The organism is Gracilibacillus phocaeensis (assembly GCF_900626275.1).
GTDB classification, from domain to species: domain Bacteria; phylum Bacillota; class Bacilli; order Bacillales; family Amphibacillaceae; genus Gracilibacillus; species Gracilibacillus timonensis.
In genome coordinates, this window is sequence record NZ_LR131142.1 from 114,064 (window position 1) to 133,208 (window position 19,145).

Here is a 19,145-nt window from a genome sequence, read left to right on the forward strand (position 1 = left end):
CGATGAATAAGGTTAGTTTTTTTCAGTCGATTCGTGTCAAGATTATCATTGTCTTAACCTTGTTCTTATTATTGGCCATCCAGGTGATTGGCGCCTATTTTGGTCAGAAGCTAGAAGAGAGTTTGTTAGAGAATCATAAACAGAACGTAGAGGACCGCTTGCAAGTATTGGTATCTAACTTGGAAGAGCCTTTTCGTAAAGAACGGACGGAAGATTCGGAAGGACCGAGTTTGACAGAGGAAGTAAGGGATATTACCTCGCGCTACTCCAGTGAGATGTTCTCCGATTTACAGGTGGTTGATTCACAGTTCCGCGTGCTTGGGTCCAATCAAGTAGATATGATTGGCAAGAAGATATCAGGCAACAGCAGTATCCGCGATGCCCTTCAATATCGCAATGCAGATGAAGCCATCCGGCGAAATAAGCAAACTAACGATCGGGTTTTTGTGCGGGCTTTGCCGATTACGGATGGTGATGTATCAGTCGGGGCCATCTATGTCGAGGCCTCTGTTGAGGAGGTCTATGACCAGCTGCGGGAAATTAACCAGATTTTTTTAAATGGTACAATTTTGGCCGTAGTAGTCTCGATTATCATCGGTATTCTGGTAGCTAGGTCGATCACCAAACCGATTACAGAAATGCGTAAACAGGCGATGGGCATGGCTCGTGGTGATTTTTCTCGAAAGGTAAACGTCTATGGACAGGACGAAATCGGGCAGCTTGCTTCGACTTTTAATGATATGAATGACAGGCTGAAGCTGGCCAATCAGACGACTGAAGAAGAACGACGTAAGTTGAGCTCTGTGCTTTCCAATATGTCCGACGGGGTGATTGCCACCGATGAGAGTGGGCTGGTAACCTTAATGAATGCCCCGGCAACACAATTAATTGGCATGTCCTTATATGAAGTCAAAGGAAAACCCATCATGGATGTGCTGCAGATCGAGGATAAAGCCATCGAACTAGAAGAATTAGAAGATACGGGCTCTTTAACGATTGACTTTAGTGATGACAATGAGCTCTTTTTGATTAAGGCGAACTTCTCGATCGTAGAAGATGAAGATGGCAAATTCAGTGGATTAATTACGGTGATTAGTGACGTAACGGAACAAGAGAAAGTAGAACGAGAACGAAAAGAGTTTGTTTCCAATGTCTCGCATGAATTGCGCACTCCGTTAACGACGATGCGTAGTTACTTAGAGGCGCTTACAGATGGCGGGGCCTTAGAGAATAAGGAACTAGCGCCAAAATTCTTGAGTGTGACACAGACCGAGACGGAACGGATGATTCGCTTGGTAAATGATCTGTTGCAGCTATCGAAAATGGATCATAAAGAAAAGGTGATGTACAAAAAAATCATCGATATGACACCGGTATTTCACCTTATCCTGGACCGGTTTGAAATGAATGAGAAAGGACGAATCCGTATTGAACGGAATATCCCGAAAGAATCCATTTATGTGTGGGTGGATCAGGATAAGATTACCCAGGTAATGGATAATGTGATTTCCAATGCGATTAAATACTCCCCAGAGGGAGGCAAGATCACCTTTCACGTGGTCAAAGAAGCACACCGCGTAAGGGTAAGCATTCGTGATCAAGGGGTAGGGATTGCCTCAGAGAAGGTAGATAAGATATTCGACCGGTTTTATCGAGCGGATAAGGCACGTTCACGTGAATTGGGCGGTACGGGCTTAGGCTTGGCTATTTCCAAGGAAATCGTCGATGCCCATCACGGGAAAATCTGGGCCACCAGTGAAGAAGGAAAAGGAACAACGGTTTACTTCACGCTTCCGTTGCCGAATCGAAAGCGAGGTAATCAGCAATGAAATTGAATGTGGAATTTCTCAAGACCGTCTTACTCGTTTTCTTAGTTGCGCTAAGCTTGCTGTTAACCCTAGGACTATGGACTTTCCAAGGAGATTATGAGACGTCCAATAGTGATATGGCAGCGGACGCGCAGATGAATGGCACCACAGATGACAAGCAGAACCTTGTTTGGCCTAACCAATTATTACTTCATGATGGTGACGCACCTTTCGCTCTCCAAGATAAAACGGTGGAAAGGGATATATTTGATGATATTGCTAGTTGGACGATCTATGATTTTGAGATAATGACAGAAGAGAATGCATTCGAACGTAGTAATTACAGCCAGGTAGCAGAAATCGTTTTTCCAACGGATATTCCTTTTTCTTCGATTAGAGATATCTTTCCAGCTGTGGATGACACGATGCGTTTTGATGGCAAATTTAAACGAATCTATATTATTTTAGATGAAAATCTGTCGAACAACCAGATTATTTTTGATAATGAAAATGACGGTGGCGTTGATATCACGGCAAGTGTTCAGAATATTAATCAAGTCATCGAATACTTTATGAATCAGCGGGAAGAGAACGATCTTACCGAATTGATAGAGGTGACGATTAATAATGACAGAACCGTCTATATACCAAAAAAACCAGAAATTAACGGCCGGATGGTACGTTTTGAAACGATCAATGCCGATTCAACTAACTTTTTGAATATTTTCTTCCGTAAGCCATCAACGGTTGCTAGCTCACCGGATATACAGGGTGGTACGGTATATAGTGATGGTCAACGGGAACTGGCTGTTCGTGATTATGCTATGGAATACACGAACTTCTCGATTTCTGATGCACAGGATGCCGATTTAGAAGAACCGATGAATCCGTCCGATTATCTATTGAGCAGTGCGATTAGCCATATTAACTCGCATAATGGCTGGTTTATGGGACAGGGCACTTATTATCGTTTGGCCGGTTTAAGTGATGTTAGTCAAACGGTGGAATTTCGCCTGACACATGACAATTATCCAGTTTTTTCTACACAGGGATTAGCTAGTATTAACATTATGTATCAGAACCAGAGTGTTTACCGCTACAGTCGTCCATTAATGAATTTGACGCGATCCTATGAACGATCGGCAACGGATTTGATGACAGGTGGAGAATTGAAAGATTATCTGGATGAGTCGGAGCGCTTTGATTGGAGTCAAATATTAGATATTCAACTAGGCTATAAGCTGGAACAGCAGCCAGGTGGTCAATATTTCGCCTTGATTCCCACGTGGTGTGTAGAAACGTATAGTGGCTGGGAGTACATTTCTAGTGATGTAGCGCCAGCGAACCAAGGGGGGAAACCAGATGCAATGGGGACAAATTAAGACATTATTTATCCTTTGTTTTCTTGTTTTGGATATTTTCCTCTTACACCACTTTATCAACAACCCAAGATCGAATATTGAGTTGACCGAAGATGTCCCACAGGAAGAGAACCTGCGTAATAATGTCAATGGGTTGGATAATCTGCCATCCGATCCGCCCGTGGAAGAAGCGATGCTGTATGCAGAGCAAAAAGAATTAAGCGGAGAAGATGTCGAGGCCATCAATGCGTTGCCTGAACAATCCAGTGTGATATTGGATAATCATTTGATTATTTCACGATTTAATGAGCCCTTAGATGTAGATATAGATGAAAATCCGGAAGCCGTAGGCAACTATATTTGGCATTTTGAAGAGTATAGTTATTTTGGCAAGGATGAAGAAACCAATACCCATATTTACTTTCAAAACTTAGAGCGGCCGATTTATTTCAACCACAGTGCCGTTATCCTTGTCCAGGAAAATGAACAAGGACAGCCTGTGAACTACTTACAGACTGGTTTGGCGCAAACTCCTGAGCCACAAGAAGAGGAGGAAATCAATCATCCTTTTGCCGCCTTGGATGTGCTGTATTCTCGAGGAGGTTATATTAACTCTGGTGATGAGATTACCAGTGAAGTGACCTTAGGTTATCACAACCTGCTACCCCTGCCAAATGGTGTGCAGGTACTTGCTCCTACTTGGGAGTTTGAAGTGAATGAGGATGAATATTTTTATGTGAATGCCTTTGAAAGACATATCACGGCGCGTAATACCAGTGAATTCATTGACGAAATGCGTACACAGATGAACCAATACTTTAGCGGGAGCAGCAATGTAGATATGCAGGCGGTTGATGATTCATGGGACGAAGAACAGGTGGATGAATTTCTCGAAGAGTTAATCAATCAATTTCAAGAAATAGATGGAGTGGAGTAAGATGACGATGCAATTTAGTGTACTAGCTTCAGGCAGTACGGGGAATGCTTTTTATATAGGAACAGAAAAAGAGAGGATCTTAGTAGACGCTGGTTTAAGTGGAAAAGAAATGACGCGGTTATTTTCTGAGATCCATGTCGATCCCAGCAGCCTATCGAGGATTCTGGTCACACATGAGCACAGTGACCATATTAAAGGGTTAGGCATTTTTGCTAGAAAATATAACCTGCCGATTTATGCCAATGAAAAGACATGGAAGGCAATGGAGTCTTCGATAGGCAAGATTGCACTGGACCAGAAATTCCTGTTTGATATGGAAACGGTCCAGACGTTCGGTGATATGGATGTAGAGTCCTTTGCGGTTTCCCATGACGCAGCAGATCCAATGTTTTACACTTTTCATCATCATGGTAAGAAGGTAGCACTTGTTACGGATCTAGGCTATGTATCGGAACGTATCAAGAAAACCGTAGAGGCTGCCGATGCCCTGATATTTGAGGCGAACCATGATGTGGAAATGCTGCGGATGGGACATTATCCCTGGAGCGTCAAACGCCGTATTCTAGGTGATAGTGGGCATGTTTCCAATGAAGATTGTGCCTTTGCCCTACAGGATATTATTGATAATCAAACCAAGCGTATTTATTTGGCTCATTTAAGCAAAGATAATAACATGAAGGATTTAGCAAGAATGTCGGTAACCAACAGCTTAACCGAGTATGGTTTTGATATTGGTAATAAACTTATGCTGCACGACACTGATCCCAAGGTGCCGACACCGCTTTATCAGGTTATTTAATCGGTATCCCTCTTAAGAGCAGATGAAGGCGGACAAGCAGCCGCCTCCCTGCCTTTGTTCCTCTAATAAAACAAGGTAGAAGGTGATGTAATGGGCTATTACGATGATCATTATCAATCTCCAACCCGAAAGAAATCAAAGAAAAAAAGCTGGTTGATGCCGTTTGTGATTGGTATCGTCCTTGGTGCTTTTTTGTTTGCGGTGCTTTTACCAGCCTTAGTGAATCATAACCTCCTTCCCTACACCGTTATCGTTGGCAATCAAGATAATCACATTGCGGAAACACCATCAGAAAATACCTCCCCTCCCACAACTCGGGAGCAGATAGAGGTAGATATTTCCTCTGCCGTTTCTGACATTGTCAGTGACATTGCCCCTGCCGTCGTAGGTGTGATTAACATCCAGAATCAATTTAATTTATGGGAACAAGAAGGAAATGGAGAAGAAGGCACCGGTTCAGGAGTGATATACAAGATAGACGGAGATACTGCTTATATTGTGACCAATCATCATGTTATTCAAGGTGCCGATCAGGTAGAGATTGTGCTTTCAGATGAAACAAGAGTGGAAGCAAGCTTAATTGGCAGTGATATGTACACCGATTTAGCTGTGATTGAAATGGACGCTGAATATGCAACTCGGGCGATAGAAATGGGTCAGTCCAGTGATGTGCATGTAGGGGAACCAGCGATTGCGATTGGCAACCCTTTAGGTATGCATTTATCTGGTTCCGTCACACAAGGGATCATTAGCGGAAAACAGCGGGCAATTCCACAGGATTTTGATATGGACGGCCGCGCCGATTGGCAGTCAGAAGTTATTCAAACCGATGCCGCCATTAACCCAGGTAATAGTGGTGGGGCATTATTAAATATGAAGGGCCAGCTAATCGGAATCAATTCGATGAAAATTGCCCAGTCTGCTGTCGAAGGAATTGGTTTTGCTATTCCGATTGATGATGCTATCCCTGTGATAGAGGAACTAGAGCAAGATGGTGAAGTAACCAGAGCCTATTTAGGAGTAGAGGCATACTCTCTAGAGGATATTGCCCAAGCGGAATGGGAGCGCACCTTACATCTACCGAGCGAGGTAGATGCAGGTATTTATGTCCGAAGTGTGGAGCCAGCCTCGCCAGCTGCTCAAGGTGGTATAAAGGCCTATGATGTGATCGTTGCCCTAGATGGCAATCCCATCAACAATGTCGTTGATCTGCGCAAGCATCTCTATTCTGATAAAGAGGTAGGCGATGACTTAACGATTAGCTATTACCGTGACGGTGAACAGGCAGAAACAACAGTACAATTAACAACTATTGCCTACTAAATCAGCTGTGGACAAACCCAAACCAATGTTTGTCCACAGTTTTTATAAGTTATGCACAAAGTGTGGATAATACTAGGGATAACTAGCTATATATGGTGGAGAACATTAATTCCGATACGATATACATACGACTTTTGTGAGTATGTTCATAACTTTGTGGATAACTTGTTTAAATCTCCTGGATTTATGTGTATATGTGGGTAAAAAGCATAAAAACCACAGCCGTTGTGTACAAAAATGTGGATAAGTGATACATGCAAAAAGCCGTCCACATGTTGATAATATTGATTGATTTTCCGCGAGCAACATAGTATCGTTTAAATAGAAAAGACAATAAATTAAGGGAGAGCTTTTTTTATGTATACAGAGCCAATTTTTCTGCAGCCCATTTTCAAAGAGAGGATATGGGGCGGTGAGAAGCTTCATAGTGAGTTTCATTATACCATTCCTTACAAACATACGGGAGAGGCATGGGCGATTTCTGCGCATGAAAATGGACCAAGTCAAATCATTAATGGAGATTTACAAGATGAGTCCTTATTAACAGCTTGGGAAAAGCATGGAGAATTATTCAAGAAATCTGTGGATAACAATGAAGCTTATCCACTGTTAATAAAAATTCTAGACGCTAATGATAATCTGTCAGTGCAGGTTCACCCGGATGATCACTATGCAAGAGAGCAAGCCGGTGAAGCTTATGGCAAAACAGAATGCTGGTATGTATTAAGCGCGGAAGAGGACGCCGAATTAATTATCGGCCACCATGCCGAAACACGAGAACAGTTAGAGCAGTGGATCCATGAGGGTGCTTGGGATCAACTGCTGCGCAAAGTGAAGGTACAAGCCGGTGATTTTGTCTATGTACCAAGCGGCACGATCCATGCGATTGGCAAGGGCATTGTCATTCTGGAAACGCAGCAAAGCTCCGATATTACCTATCGGGTATATGATTATGATCGCACGGACGATGAAGGTAATCCGAGGGAGTTACATCTGGAAGATGCGATTGCGGTAACCACTGTTCCACATGAAACACCGCAGTTGAATCAACAGGTTATCCACAAGCAAGACCTTACGGAAAGAAAATTAGTCGAAGAACAATATTTCACCGTCTATCACTGGAAGTTAGCTGGCGAAGCAGAGCTAGAACGGAAAGCCGATTTTCTGCAAGTGAGCGTGATCGAAGGCAATGCAACGATTACGACAAATGGAAAAGAAAATCAGCTTAAAAAAGGCGATCATTTTATTATTCCAGCGACGATTGATCAGTATAAGCTGGAGGGCAATGCAGCGTTCATTGTATCGCATACGTGATATTCACAAACAAAAGACAGGCAGGAATCCGGCAAGATTAGGGTTCCTGTCTGTCTTTTATTAACATGACTATTTGACCAGCTGTAAAAATTCGTTAAGCTTTCTTCGCGCGTCCGGGCTTAATGTTTTAACGGTATGCATTAGTTGAATAAGGTCTTCAGGCATTTCTTCTAGTTCCGAGGAGAAAAAAGTAGAAAGGTTGGAGCCAAGTACCGTTAGAATATTCTCCAGCATCCCAATATCGGGTAACGCCTTACCATTTTCAAAACGGCTGATATAAGACTGCGACACATTTACCTTGTCTGCCACTTCTTGTGTTGTCATATGTTGAGCCTTCCTCAAAGCCCGTAATTGCACACCAATTCTATTATTATCCATCATGCAATACTCCTTTAACGATCATATAAATCTAGTGTAACGTGGTTAGCGGAAAATCTCAGAAATAATGGTGTTTTAGAATTAATAATCGTTAAAATATTTACTTTTAGAACTTTAAAGTATAAAATGAAGGTAACTTTATTACTAATTTTCTATTTGTATTAACATAAAATTGAGAACAGGTGGTGTTACTATGGGAGAAATGGTAGGTCAAGAAAGAAAGAAGAGAGATCCCCTAGACAGTGTGGAAATATGTCGTAGTTGCTTGTGAGATATATGAAAAGGGATAATAGAGATTCAGTTTTTTCCAAGATTATTTTACAAATAGAAATAATGGATCGGTGAAAAATAAACAAATAATATAAATGATAGTGTATATAACTGTATGATGTCACAGTCCTTTACTCTGATGTGGATGGTGTATAACCTCCAACCAGGATAAAGGATTTTTATGCAGGCAGTATTATCAAACTATTACTAAGAATCTTACCCATAAAAAAATGACATACTTCAGCATATGAAAAATAGAATAGACTAACAAAGAAATATAAGTATGTGTAAAATAATACTCGAAAGTGATAAAAAATCCCCATAGCCAAAAAAGAGAAGGTACTCTATCATAAAATGTATGCTTTGCAGGGCATAATACATTTACGAAAGAGGCCTTCTCATGGAACTTATTATATCAAAACTATATGAATTAATAAAGGATACAACGAATGTGATTGAAATGGAGGAAGAAGCCCATCGTTTGATGTATGGTTGTTTCACAAGCTTAGTAGGGCAAGTCTTTCGAGAACTAGATCGTGTACTGGTATCTCAACGCTTGGCAGAAGGGTGGAAACGAGAACGTACCGATAGCCGAAGTATCCAGTTTATATTTGGGATGGTCACGTTCGATCGTACGTTGATGAAGAATCCAAATGGTCAAGCGATGTATCCTTTAGATGAATGGATTGGTTTGCGTAAAAGACAGCGCTACAGTCCTTTGGTGGAGGTTAAAGTAGCCGAGATGGCCAGTGAAAGCACATATCGGGAAGTGGCTCATACATTAGAAGCATGGACGCCTGTCCACCTGAGTCATCAAACGGTAGGACATATGGTAAAAGTGGTAGGGAAAGCGCAGGCCCAAGCCGATCAAGACCGAGTGGCAGAGATGGAGGAAGCTACTTCCTTACCCAATGGGGAAAAAGTGGAATACTTCTATGCAGAGGCGGATGGCGTCTTTATTCGAGGATGTCAAAAGAAACAACATATAGAAGTGCGGCATGCCATCCTGTATGAAGGCTGGGAGAAGAATGGGAAACGAATCTCCCTTCAGGAACCAACTGTTATTATGACCACCCAACCAGTGGATGCCTTTTGGGAGGAGGTACAGACAATGGCAGCCAGTCGATACAGCTTAGAAGAGACGCAAGTAGTGACAAATAGTGATGGAGGCAACGGTTATACGGCCGAACGATTTCAAACCGCTTTTTCCCAATCGAAACATCAGGTACTGAATCAGTTGGATGCCTATCATGTGGCTCAAGGGGTCAATCGTGCTTTTCCCAAGGAAGAGAAGGGGTATAAAAAAGCCGTCCGACAGGCATTAAAAGTACATGATTTGGATGCCTTTAAGCTACAAGTAGACACATATGAGAGCACGTTAGAAGACCCAAAACAGATCGAGAAAGTGCAGCGATTCCGCCAGTATATTCTTCATAACTGGTCTCGCATCTATGATTGGCGGGAGGTAGTCTCCGATTGTCCAAAAGATGCCAGAAAACTAGGGGCGATGGAATCTCATCAACGACAGGTGTCCTTCCGTATGAAAAAACGAGGGATGCATTGGAGTGCCGCAGGTGGAGAAGCCATGGTCAAGATCAAACAAGGCATACAAAATCAAACCTTGCGACCAGCTTATTTAGCGAACCAGCAACGAAGTACAAGAAAGCAAAGAGACGTGAAAAAGGGAATCCGAGTGGCTGCCTTACTGCGTCAGCCGACTAGAGCTTCTATTGGTGCCAAACAAGGCAGAATACCTCTGTATGAGGCTCATTCATCAGCTATGGGGTATCTAGTTAAAAGTTTTTAAATCATAGCCTCGGTGGTGCGTGAAGGTTCTTGAACGGTGGAACCTTCACACACCACCGAGGGGAACAAGCGATAGCGCGTTAGTCTAGGCAAGTGTACAAAAAGATAGAGTCTGAACTATTGGTGGGAAAAGCTTGTCGAGAAAAACTTGACACATACGAAATATAATGTACACTTGACAAATTTCATTAATTAGGATAAACTCCAAAATTAAGTTTATCGAATGAACAAAGTAAGTTATTTTATTCAAAACAAATATAATCCTTTTATTGGTGCAAATATTTGAAAGCGGTTACTTTGGGTGGGAAATAAACATGGAAAGGAGTGGAATGGGCATCTTTTGCAATGAAATAATCATAAGGGTGGGGTGAAAATGAGAAAGAACGGCTCATTATTTGTTTTTCTGATGTTGATAATAGGCATCACTGTACTTGCTGGTTGTACTTTCTCATCTGCTGAAGAAAAGAAACAATTAAGAATCTGGACCTTCACAGATGAGGCCAATTTTGCGGTAGAGAAATTTCAGGAAAGACACCCAGAGATTGATGTAGACTTGCTATTTATCACCAATGATAACTATGTACAAAAGCTGATTTCCGTTTTACAGGTGGAAAAGAATGTACCTGATGTGTTTTTTGTAGAAAAAAGTTACTGGGCTCAGATCAGACAAATTCCGAGACTGGAAGATTTGTCCCAAGCACCGTATAACGCAGAAGAAATACTAGAACAGCAATATCCTTATATTCAAGATTTCGAGAGGGATGAAGAAGGTATTATTCGAGGATTGGGCTATCAAGGAACGCCGGGAGGTTTCTTCTATCGCCGTGATCTCGCGCAGGAGTATTTAGGCACGGATGATCCGGATGAGGTGAGTGAACGGATCTCCAGCTGGGATAAGATTATGGAGATTGGCAAAAAGGTTGTCGATGAAAGTGATGGAGAAGTCCATGCCCTGTCTAACTGGAATGATATCGGCACAGTTGAAAATGATGATATCACAGAGCCATGGGTGGTAGATGAGGAACTAGTAATTGACCCAGTGAGAGAGAATGTCGTAGAGCTTGCCAAAGAAGCTAGAGAAGAGAATGTTATTGCCAATTATGAGGCATGGGGACCAGCATGGACGGCTTCTATGCAGCAGGGGACGGTTATGTTTTACCCGCAGCCTACTTGGGGTTTGCCTTATATCTTTGAAAGCAATGCACCGGAGACATCCGGTCAATGGGGGTTGACCCATGGACCGAAGGCCTTTAGCGGTGGTGGTACCTTTCTGGCGATGTATAACCAGAGTGAGAATAAAGATATCGCCTGGGAGTTTATGAAATTTTATACGACGGATAGAGAATTTTTGAAAGAATTGGCGGAGACAGAACAGTACTTCTTGAGTAATCAAGAGATCAATGAAGAGTTAGCTCCGGAATTAACCTCTGATTTTCTGGGAGGACAGCATTACTTTGAATTCTTTAATGAGGCAGGACAGGAAGTGCCGTCTTCTCCACAGACACCGTACGACAATGATATCGGCGCTTTATGGGATGAGAAGGTAAATGATTATTTGAACGGCAGGTTAGAGTCCAAAGAAGATATGATTCAATCATTTAAGACAGAAGTCGGTCACCATTTTCCGGAAATAGAAGTAGAATAGCAGCCATTTGGTGTTGCGGAGGAGGAAAAATATGTTTTCAAAGACATTGCGCAAAGATAATTATGGCTATCTGTTTATCGCCCCGTTCTTTGTTATCTTTATTGTATTTGGCTTATATCCGATCCTGTATTCCTTTTATTTAAGCTTTACCGATTGGGACGGTTTTACCAGTCCGGTTATCGTAGGATTTGAAAATTATCAGCGGCTGTTAGGCGACTTCTTTTTCTATAAAACCTTGTTCAATACATTAGCGATCTGGATTGTTTCGGTTATCCCACAGCTAACGATCAGCTTAGTGCTGGCGGTGATTCTGCATGAAAAGTTTGTCAAAGGGAAGAGCTTCTTCCGAGCGGTCTTCTTCTTTCCAAACATTGTTACGGCGGCGTCATTGGGCTTACTGGTGGCCTTAATCTTCAGCTGGCAGACGGGGAGCTTTAATCAGTTCTTGATGGCTATGGGGATTATCAGTGATCCGATCCAATGGACAGACAAGCCTTATTTTATGAGAGGGCTCGTATCCTCCATTCTGTTTTGGCAGTATTTCGGTTACTCGATGATTATTTATATCGCTGGTCTGCAGGGTATTTCAAGGGACCTACTAGAAGCGGCTGAAATGGATGGCGCTTCCAAGATAAAGGTTTTCTTTCGGATTACTTTGCCGCTATTAAGACCGATTATCCTTTTCCAAGTGGTGACTTCTATTATTGGCGGGATGCAGATTTTTGATCAACCATATACCTTAACGGATGGATCGGGACAGCCGGATAATGCGACATTAACCAGTGTGATGTACTTATACGAGACGGCATTTACCCGTTATCAATACGGTTACGGTTCAGCGGTTGCCTTCGGGTTATTCCTGGTTATTGTTGTCTTCTCGATTATATCGTTTACCACGATGAATATCCGAACGAAAAATCAACAAAATTAAGGAGGGGATAGGATTATGGCACAGCTCAATGCGGAAGTTATCGAGAAGAAGACAGCCAGGATGAAAAAAATAAAACCTAGTCATGTGATGATTCATATTTGTCTTATTTTACTGGCGATCATTTGTATTGTTCCTTTCTATATCATGATTGTTTACGGGACACATACTAACGCCGATATTGCCTCGTCATTTATTTTTTGGCCGGGGGAAGCATTGCTGGACAACTATCAGTACATGGTCGAGAACATTGATATCTGGCGGGGGTTTCTAAACAGCATGATTATTGCCGGTTGTTCCACGGCGCTCACCCTTTATTTTGGCGCCTTAAATGCCTATGGCTTTGCCAAATATAAGTTTCGTGGTAACAAAATCTTATTTTGGTTTGTATTGGCGACCATGATGGTACCCCAGCAATTAGGGCTGGTGGGGACGTTTCGAATTATGTATATGTTGAACCTGTTGGATACACACTTGGCGTTAATCTTACCAGCAGCTGCCAATGCCTTTGCCGTCTTCTTTGTTAAACAGTTTATTGATGGGACCATTCCCGATGAGGTGATTGAGTCGGCAAGGGTGGATGGCGCTAGTGAATTCAGAACCTTTAATCGCATTATTCTGCCCATGTTAGCCCCAGCGTTAGCGGCATTAGGGATATTCGCCTTTATCGGATCTTGGAACAATTTTATCGGGCCATTAGTGCTCCTTTTTTCCAATGAAAAGTATCCACTGCCACTCTTAGTGCAATTGCTGCAGGGCTATTATGGCACGAATTACGGCGTTCAATACCTAGGTGTTGCCTTATCCGTCCTGCCAATTATTATTGTGTTTGCGATCTTCTCGAAGCGGATTATTGGCAGTGTTGCTATTGGCGCGGTAAAAGGTTAGGACATTTATTCTGAGGGGAAAGGGGTGGAGGAGGTGCAGTTACATGGTTTGATGAAGGTATTTTATCAAGCAGGAGTTTGGGTGATTCGACTTGTCTATCTCAATCTATTATGGGTAGGTTTTACGATCTTAGGTCTGGTCGTATTTGGCTTTATGCCGGCAACCGTCAGCTTATTTGCGGTTTTGCGGCAATGGATACATGGGAATGAAGATATGGCTATATTTCCAGCCTTTTGGCGGTATTTCCGCCAAGAGTTCTGGAAAGCCAACCTTTGTGGACTGATTTTTCTAGCGATCGCATATATTTTGCGTATGGATATGATCTTGTTAAAAGAGTTTCCGCAATGGACGTTTCAGTTGCTGTTAGGTATTACATTTGGTTTGGGGGCCTTGTATGCCGTTATGCTGTTGTATTTCTTTCCGGTATACGTCCATTTTGATATTTCCTTATGGCAATCGTTTAAGTATGCCTTACTTATCGGACTTTCACAGCTTCCGATCACCATCATGATGATCATTGGCAGTATCGCTGTATTTAGCCTGTATTGGTTCGTTTCTGGACTGATACCATTGCTCTGTGTCAGCCTATTCTGCCTGAATCTGATGTGGTTTGGGTATCGCTCCTTTAAGAATATCGAATACGCACAGCAGAAGGCATAACAGGCCATCACTATATATAGAAAAAAGGGAAGGTGAACACATTGAAAAAAGCACTTATATTTCAAGGGGGATGGCAAGGCCATGAGCCGGAAGCATCAGCCGACATTCTAGCAAGGTTGCTGGAGGAGGAAGCGTTTGATGTCAAGATTACCGATACACTCGATACGCTGCGTCAAGAGGATGTAACGGTCTATGATTTGATTGTGCCGAACTGGACGCAAGGCACGATCGAACCGGAACAGCTAAAACCATTAATGGAAGCGATCGAAGCTGGCACAGGACTGGCAGGTTTGCATGGCGGGATGGGTGACTCGTTCCGGATGGAGGTAGACTATCAATTTATGGTGGGCGGTCAATGGGTCGCCCATCCAGGGAATGACGGGGTTGAATATCAGGTGCATATCCTCGATTCCGATCATCCGTTAACAGAAGGGATGACCGACTTTACCGTGGTCTCTGAGCAATATTATATGCATGTCGATCCAGCCGTTCATGTCCATGCGACCACCCGTTTTCCAGTAGCAGAGGGCCCTTATCAAACCAATGGCGAAGTCGATATGCCGGTGGTATGGACGAAGAGATGGGGCAAGGGTAAGGTGTACTACTGCTCCTTAGGGCATGTCGCAGAGATTGTGCGGCTGCCAGAGGTACTCGATTTAATGAAAAAGGGCATGGCCTGGGCCAGCCGGTAAGTGTGTGATAAAGAAAAGAAGAGGGGTAGTGTAATGGAATCATTGGCTGTGGTAATATCAGCCGGATTTATTTAGAAAATCAGCAGCGCTTTGCAAACTATAAGGTAGTAGCCATCGCTGATCTGCTTATTGAGCGCGCTCAGGAGCGGGCCGAGGAGTTTGGTATCGCCAAGGCCTATACGACAGAGGAATTGTTAGCCGATCCAGCGATTGATTTGGTGGTTAATTTAACGATCCCTGCCGTTCACGCCAATATTGCCAAGCAGGCCTTGGAACATGGCAAGCATGTCTATGGCGAGAAGCCACTGGCTGTGGAAAGAGAAGATGGCAAGGAGATACTAGAACTCGCCCAGCAAAAGGGTCTCTATGTCGGCAATGCACCGGATACCTTTTTGGGAGCGGGGCTGCAGACTTGTAAAAAGCTGATCGAGGATGGCTGGATTGGTACACCCATTTCTGCGACGGGTTTTATGATGGTGCCAGGGCATGAGCGATGGCATCCAGACCCTGCCTTCTATTATCAACGCGGAGGTGGCCCTTTATTTGATATGGGTCCTTATTATATAACGGCCTTAGTTGCCCTAATGGGACCGATCAAAAGGGTTACCGGATCGGCACAGATCACCTATCCGGAGCGCACGATTACTAGTGAGCCAAAGTTTGGTGAGACGATCACCGTCGAAACCCCAACACAGATTAATAGTGTGCTGGACTTTGAATCAGGAGCGGTCTGCTCATTGGTTACCAGCTTTGACACTTGGCATCACCATCTGCCGAATCTCGAAATCTATGGTACGGAGGGCAGTATCATGGTACCAGATCCCAATACATTTGGCGGACCGGTCTGTGTCCGGCGCAAGAACAGTCAGGAATGGAGTGAGATCCCCTTACTTCACGGCTTTGCCGACAACAGTCGCGGCTTAGGTGTAGCGGAGATGGCCGATGCGATTATAACCAAACGGAGATCGCGGATCGATGGCGAGCTGGCTTATCATGTTTTAGATATCATGCATGGCATTCTGGAATCGTCCGAAACTAGCAGGCACTATCAAACAGAAAGCCGTTGTCCACGGCCAGCGTCACTGCCAATCGGATTTGATGAAACGTTTTTAAAACAAAGAAAGGTGGAGGAGTAAGATGAAATTAGGAACATTTCTTGTATTATTTGGAGACAAGCCCCTGGAAGAGGCACTAGACACCGTACAGCAGGCCGGGCTGGAAACAGTAGAAATCGGAACAGGCGGTTATCCGGGCAATGCCCATTGTAATCCCGCGGAATTATTAGCAGATCAAGCCAAGCTGGAAGCCTTTCAACAGGCCATCGACTCCCGCGGTTTAACAATTAGCGCACTGAGCTGTCACGGCAACCCGCTGCACCCCAATCGGGACATCGCAAATAAGCACCATCAGCAATTTGAACAAACCGTACAGCTGGCAGAGAAACTCGGGGTAGATACGGTCGTTACCTTTTCCGGCTGTCCTGGAGAGTCAGCGTATTCCAAATATCCCGTCTGGGTCACCGCAGCCTGGCCAGAGGACCATCCAGAGATATTGGCATGGCAATGGCGCGAGCGGGTCTTACCCTATTGGAAGGAACAGAATAACTTTCTTGCCAAGCACGGTGTACGCGTGGCAATTGAGCCCCATCCAGGCTTTGTCGTCTACAACAATGAAACGGCATTAAAACTAAGACGGGAATGCGGGGATCAGATAGGTGTCAACTTTGATCCAAGCCACCTGTACTGGCAGCAGATGGATCCCGTCGTCAGCATTAAGGAATTAGGCCGAGAACAAGCACTCTTCCATTTTCATGCGAAGGATACGGCAATCGATAAGCAGAATACCGAAGCAAACGGTGTGCTGGACACCAAACCTTATACCGATGAGCTAAATCGTTCCTGGATCTTTCGCACCGTCGGCTTTGGCCATGGCATCGAAGAATGGAAACGCATCATCAGCGCCCTGCAATTAGCCGGCTATGAAGGTGCCGTCAGCATTGAACATGAAGACAGCCTGATGTCCGTGGAAGAAGGCTTCCAGAAGGCCGTCGCTTTATTACAAGAGGCCTTAATTAAGGAAAAGGTAGGTGAGGTATGGTGGGCCTAGTGCAGCAACCGATTCGTATCGGCATGATCGGTTATCAATTTATGGGGAAGGCTCACAGCCATGCCTATCGGGATCTGCCTTTTTACTTTGATACGCCATTAAAACCAGAACTTAAGGTTATCGCCGGCCGTAATGAAGCAGCAGTAAAAGAAGCGCAAGCACGCTACGGCTTTGAATCTTATGAAACCGACTGGCGTAAGTTGATCGAGCGTGAGGATGTCGATGTTATTGATATCGTCACGCCGAACCATACCCATTTAGAAATTGCCTTGGCCGCCATCGAAGCAGGCAAGCACCTTATCATCGAAAAACCACTGTCCATGAATGCAGCGGACGCCAAGCGTATGTATCAAGCCACGAAGAAGAGTGGAGTGAAGCATATGATCTGCCACAATTACCGTTTCGCTCCGGCAATCCAATTCGCCAAGCAGTTAATCGATCAAGGCAAGATCGGCCGTGTCTTCCATTACCGTGCCAACTATCTGCAGGATTTTATTATTGATCCCGATTTCCCGTTAGTCTGGCGATTAAAAAAGGATATCGCCGGCTCCGGAGCACTCGGGGATCTCGGCGCTCACAGCCTAGACCTGGCTCGCTTTTTGAACGGCGAAATCAGCGAACTGACCAGTACCATGGAGACCTTTATTAAAGAACGCCCACTCGGCGACATGACCGGCGGCTTAAGTGCCAAGGGAAGCTCCGATCAAATGGGCGAGGTAACCGTTGATGACGCCGTAGCCGTGATTGCCCGGTTTGAGAATGGCGCCCTAGGTACATTTGAAGCGACTCGTTTCGCCAACGGCAACCGCAACAAGAACAAATTTGAAATCAATGGGGACAAAGGCTCGATCCGCTGGGATATGGAGGATATGAATAACCTGGAGCTCTATCTCCATGATGACGAAGCAGGCGAGCAAGGCTTCCGCTTGATCAACTGTACCGAAGAGGTCCACCCTTATGCCGGTGCCTACTGGCCAGCGGGACATATTATCGGTTACGAGCATACCTTTATCAACCTGATGCATGAATTTCTCCAGGGCATTGCCGAGGATTATCAACCTAAGCCAGATTTTGAAGATGGTCTGAGAAACCAACTACTGCTGGAGGCGATTGAGCAATCAGCAAAGGAGCGGGCGTGGGTGAAGGTGGAGCGGGTGTAATGTAATGAAAAACAAGGCAGGTGCTGACACCCAGCAGCCTGTCTTGTTGCTAATATTTACGCCAAAATATTATTAATCGCTTCCAGTTCTTCCTCGCTAAAGTCCGTGTTTTCCAATGCTTGCATATTCTCTTCAATCTGGCTGACACGGCTGGCACCAATTAAAGCAGAAACCACTGATTTCTCCTGTAACACCCACACCAATGCCATTTGCGCCAAGGTTTGTCCCCGTTCCAACGCCAATTCATTAAGCGCCTTCAGTTTTTGCAGCTTGTCAGAAGTAATATCACGTTCATTTAAAAACGGAATAAACTCCTTCGCCGCCCGGGAATCCTTAGGAATACCATTAAGATACTTGCTCGTTAACAGCCCTTGCGCTAATGGGACATAGGCAATACAACCAACTCCGTGCTCGGTTAAGACATCGGACAGCCCTTCTTCCAGTTTACGATCAAGCATAGAGTAAGCCGCTTGATGGATGATAAAAGGCGTTCCTTGCTTTTGCAAGATCTCTGCCGCCTGCTGCGTCTGCTCCGCGCCATAGTTGGAAATACCAACATACAGCGCTTTACCTTGACGCACCACTTGATCCAGCGCCCCCATCGTTTCTTCTAGCGGTGTATCTGGATCCGGACGATGATGATAGAAGATATCAACATAATCCAGCTTCATTCGCTTTAAACTCTGATCAAGGCTGGAGATCAAATACTTACGAGAGCCCCAATCCCCGTAAGGCCCGTCCCACATCCGAAATCCTGCCTTCGTGGAGATAATCAGCTCATCCCGATAAGGAGCCAGGCTTTCCGTCATGATACGCCCGAAATTCTCTTCCGCAGCCCCGGGAGGCGGACCATAATTATTGGCCAAGTCAAAATGCGTAATTCCCAAATCAAACGCTCTCATTAACATTCTGCGCTGATTATTCAAGGTATCCTCGTCCCCGAAATTGTTCCAAAGACCAAAGGAAATCGCCGGTAACTGAATACCAGAATTGCCACAGCGGTTAAATACCGCGCTTTCATAACGCTTTGGATCTGCTTGATAATTCATCCTCGTCCTCCTCTAAATCGA

General features: G+C 44.2%; 17 protein-coding genes. 15 read left to right on the forward strand and 2 right to left on the reverse strand.

Annotated features, from left to right (window positions below; all coding sequences use genetic code 11):
• Nucleotides 1–2: 2 nt before the first annotated feature.
• The 6 genes from walK (at nt 3) to manA (ending at nt 7,542) form a co-directional block, all read left to right on the forward strand.
• Nucleotides 3–1,829 carry a cell wall metabolism sensor histidine kinase WalK gene (gene walK, locus E0E32_RS02870; protein ID WP_066195470.1) on the forward strand — a complete coding sequence of 609 codons (1,827 nt, stop codon included), beginning with the start codon at nt 3–5 and terminating at the stop codon, nt 1,827–1,829.
• Nucleotides 1,826–3,190, forward strand: coding sequence for a YycH family regulatory protein (locus E0E32_RS02875; protein WP_130858898.1), 1,365 nt, complete (start codon nt 1,826–1,828; stop codon nt 3,188–3,190). The genes walK and E0E32_RS02875 overlap by 4 nt, the downstream gene beginning before the upstream one ends.
• Nucleotides 3,171–4,106: a two-component system regulatory protein YycI gene (locus tag E0E32_RS02880; RefSeq protein WP_130858899.1), complete on the forward strand. Its 936-nt coding sequence runs from the start codon at nt 3,171–3,173 to the stop codon at nt 4,104–4,106. The genes E0E32_RS02875 and E0E32_RS02880 overlap by 20 nt, the downstream gene beginning before the upstream one ends.
• A gap of 1 nt (nt 4,107) precedes the next feature.
• On the forward strand, nt 4,108–4,905 hold the full coding sequence (locus tag E0E32_RS02885) for an MBL fold metallo-hydrolase (RefSeq protein WP_066195479.1): 798 nt from the start codon (nt 4,108–4,110) through the stop codon (nt 4,903–4,905).
• A gap of 90 nt (nt 4,906–4,995) precedes the next feature.
• A complete protein-coding gene (locus E0E32_RS02890) occupies nt 4,996–6,228 on the forward strand; it encodes a S1C family serine protease (protein ID WP_066195482.1) in 1,233 nt (410 codons plus the stop codon).
• Nucleotides 6,229–6,585: 357 nt separating this feature from the next.
• A complete protein-coding gene (gene manA, locus E0E32_RS02895) occupies nt 6,586–7,542 on the forward strand; it encodes a mannose-6-phosphate isomerase, class I (protein ID WP_066195485.1) in 957 nt (318 codons plus the stop codon).
• 69 nt (nt 7,543–7,611) lie between these two features.
• On the opposite strand, the gene E0E32_RS02900 is transcribed toward manA, so the two are convergent.
• Nucleotides 7,612–7,920 (reverse strand): helix-turn-helix domain-containing protein, encoded by a 309-nt coding sequence (locus E0E32_RS02900; protein ID WP_066195486.1) that lies wholly within the window; start codon nt 7,918–7,920, stop codon nt 7,612–7,614.
• A gap of 670 nt (nt 7,921–8,590) precedes the next feature.
• Between E0E32_RS02900 and E0E32_RS02905 the strand changes: the two genes are divergently transcribed.
• The 9 genes from E0E32_RS02905 to E0E32_RS02945 all read left to right on the forward strand — a co-directional run bounded on the left by E0E32_RS02905 (nt 8,591) and on the right by E0E32_RS02945 (nt 18,075).
• Nucleotides 8,591–9,997: an ISLre2 family transposase gene (locus tag E0E32_RS02905; protein ID WP_130858900.1), complete on the forward strand. Its 1,407-nt coding sequence runs from the start codon at nt 8,591–8,593 to the stop codon at nt 9,995–9,997.
• Nucleotides 9,998–10,369: 372 nt separating this feature from the next.
• Complete coding sequence (locus tag E0E32_RS02910) at nt 10,370–11,641, forward strand: ABC transporter substrate-binding protein (RefSeq protein WP_130858901.1); 1,272 nt, start codon at nt 10,370–10,372, stop codon at nt 11,639–11,641.
• Nucleotides 11,642–11,672: 31 nt separating this feature from the next.
• Nucleotides 11,673–12,572: a carbohydrate ABC transporter permease gene (locus E0E32_RS02915; RefSeq protein WP_066195493.1), complete on the forward strand. Its 900-nt coding sequence runs from the start codon at nt 11,673–11,675 to the stop codon at nt 12,570–12,572.
• A 15-nt stretch (nt 12,573–12,587) separates the two neighbouring features.
• Complete coding sequence (locus tag E0E32_RS02920; RefSeq protein WP_078060177.1) at nt 12,588–13,457, forward strand: carbohydrate ABC transporter permease; 870 nt, start codon at nt 12,588–12,590, stop codon at nt 13,455–13,457.
• Between the two features lie 33 nt (nt 13,458–13,490).
• Nucleotides 13,491–14,117, forward strand: a complete 627-nt coding sequence (locus E0E32_RS02925) for a YesL family protein (protein ID WP_165444932.1) — start codon at nt 13,491–13,493, stop codon at nt 14,115–14,117.
• Between the two features lie 41 nt (nt 14,118–14,158).
• Entirely contained in the window at nt 14,159–14,809 is a 651-nt protein-coding gene (locus E0E32_RS02930) for a ThuA domain-containing protein (RefSeq protein ID WP_130858903.1), read from the forward strand.
• Nucleotides 14,810–14,847: 38 nt separating this feature from the next.
• On the forward strand, nt 14,848–15,945 hold the full coding sequence (locus tag E0E32_RS02935; RefSeq protein WP_130858904.1) for a Gfo/Idh/MocA family protein: 1,098 nt from the start codon (nt 14,848–14,850) through the stop codon (nt 15,943–15,945).
• Between the two features lies 1 nt (nt 15,946).
• Nucleotides 15,947–16,915, forward strand: coding sequence for a sugar phosphate isomerase/epimerase family protein (locus E0E32_RS02940; protein WP_130858905.1), 969 nt, complete (start codon nt 15,947–15,949; stop codon nt 16,913–16,915).
• Nucleotides 16,903–18,075 carry a Gfo/Idh/MocA family protein gene (locus tag E0E32_RS02945; protein WP_286171673.1) on the forward strand — a complete coding sequence of 391 codons (1,173 nt, stop codon included), beginning with the start codon at nt 16,903–16,905 and terminating at the stop codon, nt 18,073–18,075. The genes E0E32_RS02940 and E0E32_RS02945 overlap by 13 nt, the downstream gene beginning before the upstream one ends.
• A 56-nt stretch (nt 18,076–18,131) precedes the next feature.
• On the opposite strand, the gene mgrA is transcribed toward E0E32_RS02945, so the two are convergent.
• The gene (gene mgrA, locus E0E32_RS02950) at nt 18,132–19,124 is read right to left on the reverse strand and encodes an L-glyceraldehyde 3-phosphate reductase (protein ID WP_130858906.1); all 993 of its coding nucleotides are present in this window, start codon (nt 19,122–19,124) and stop codon (nt 18,132–18,134) included.
• Nucleotides 19,125–19,145 lie beyond the last annotated feature (21 nt).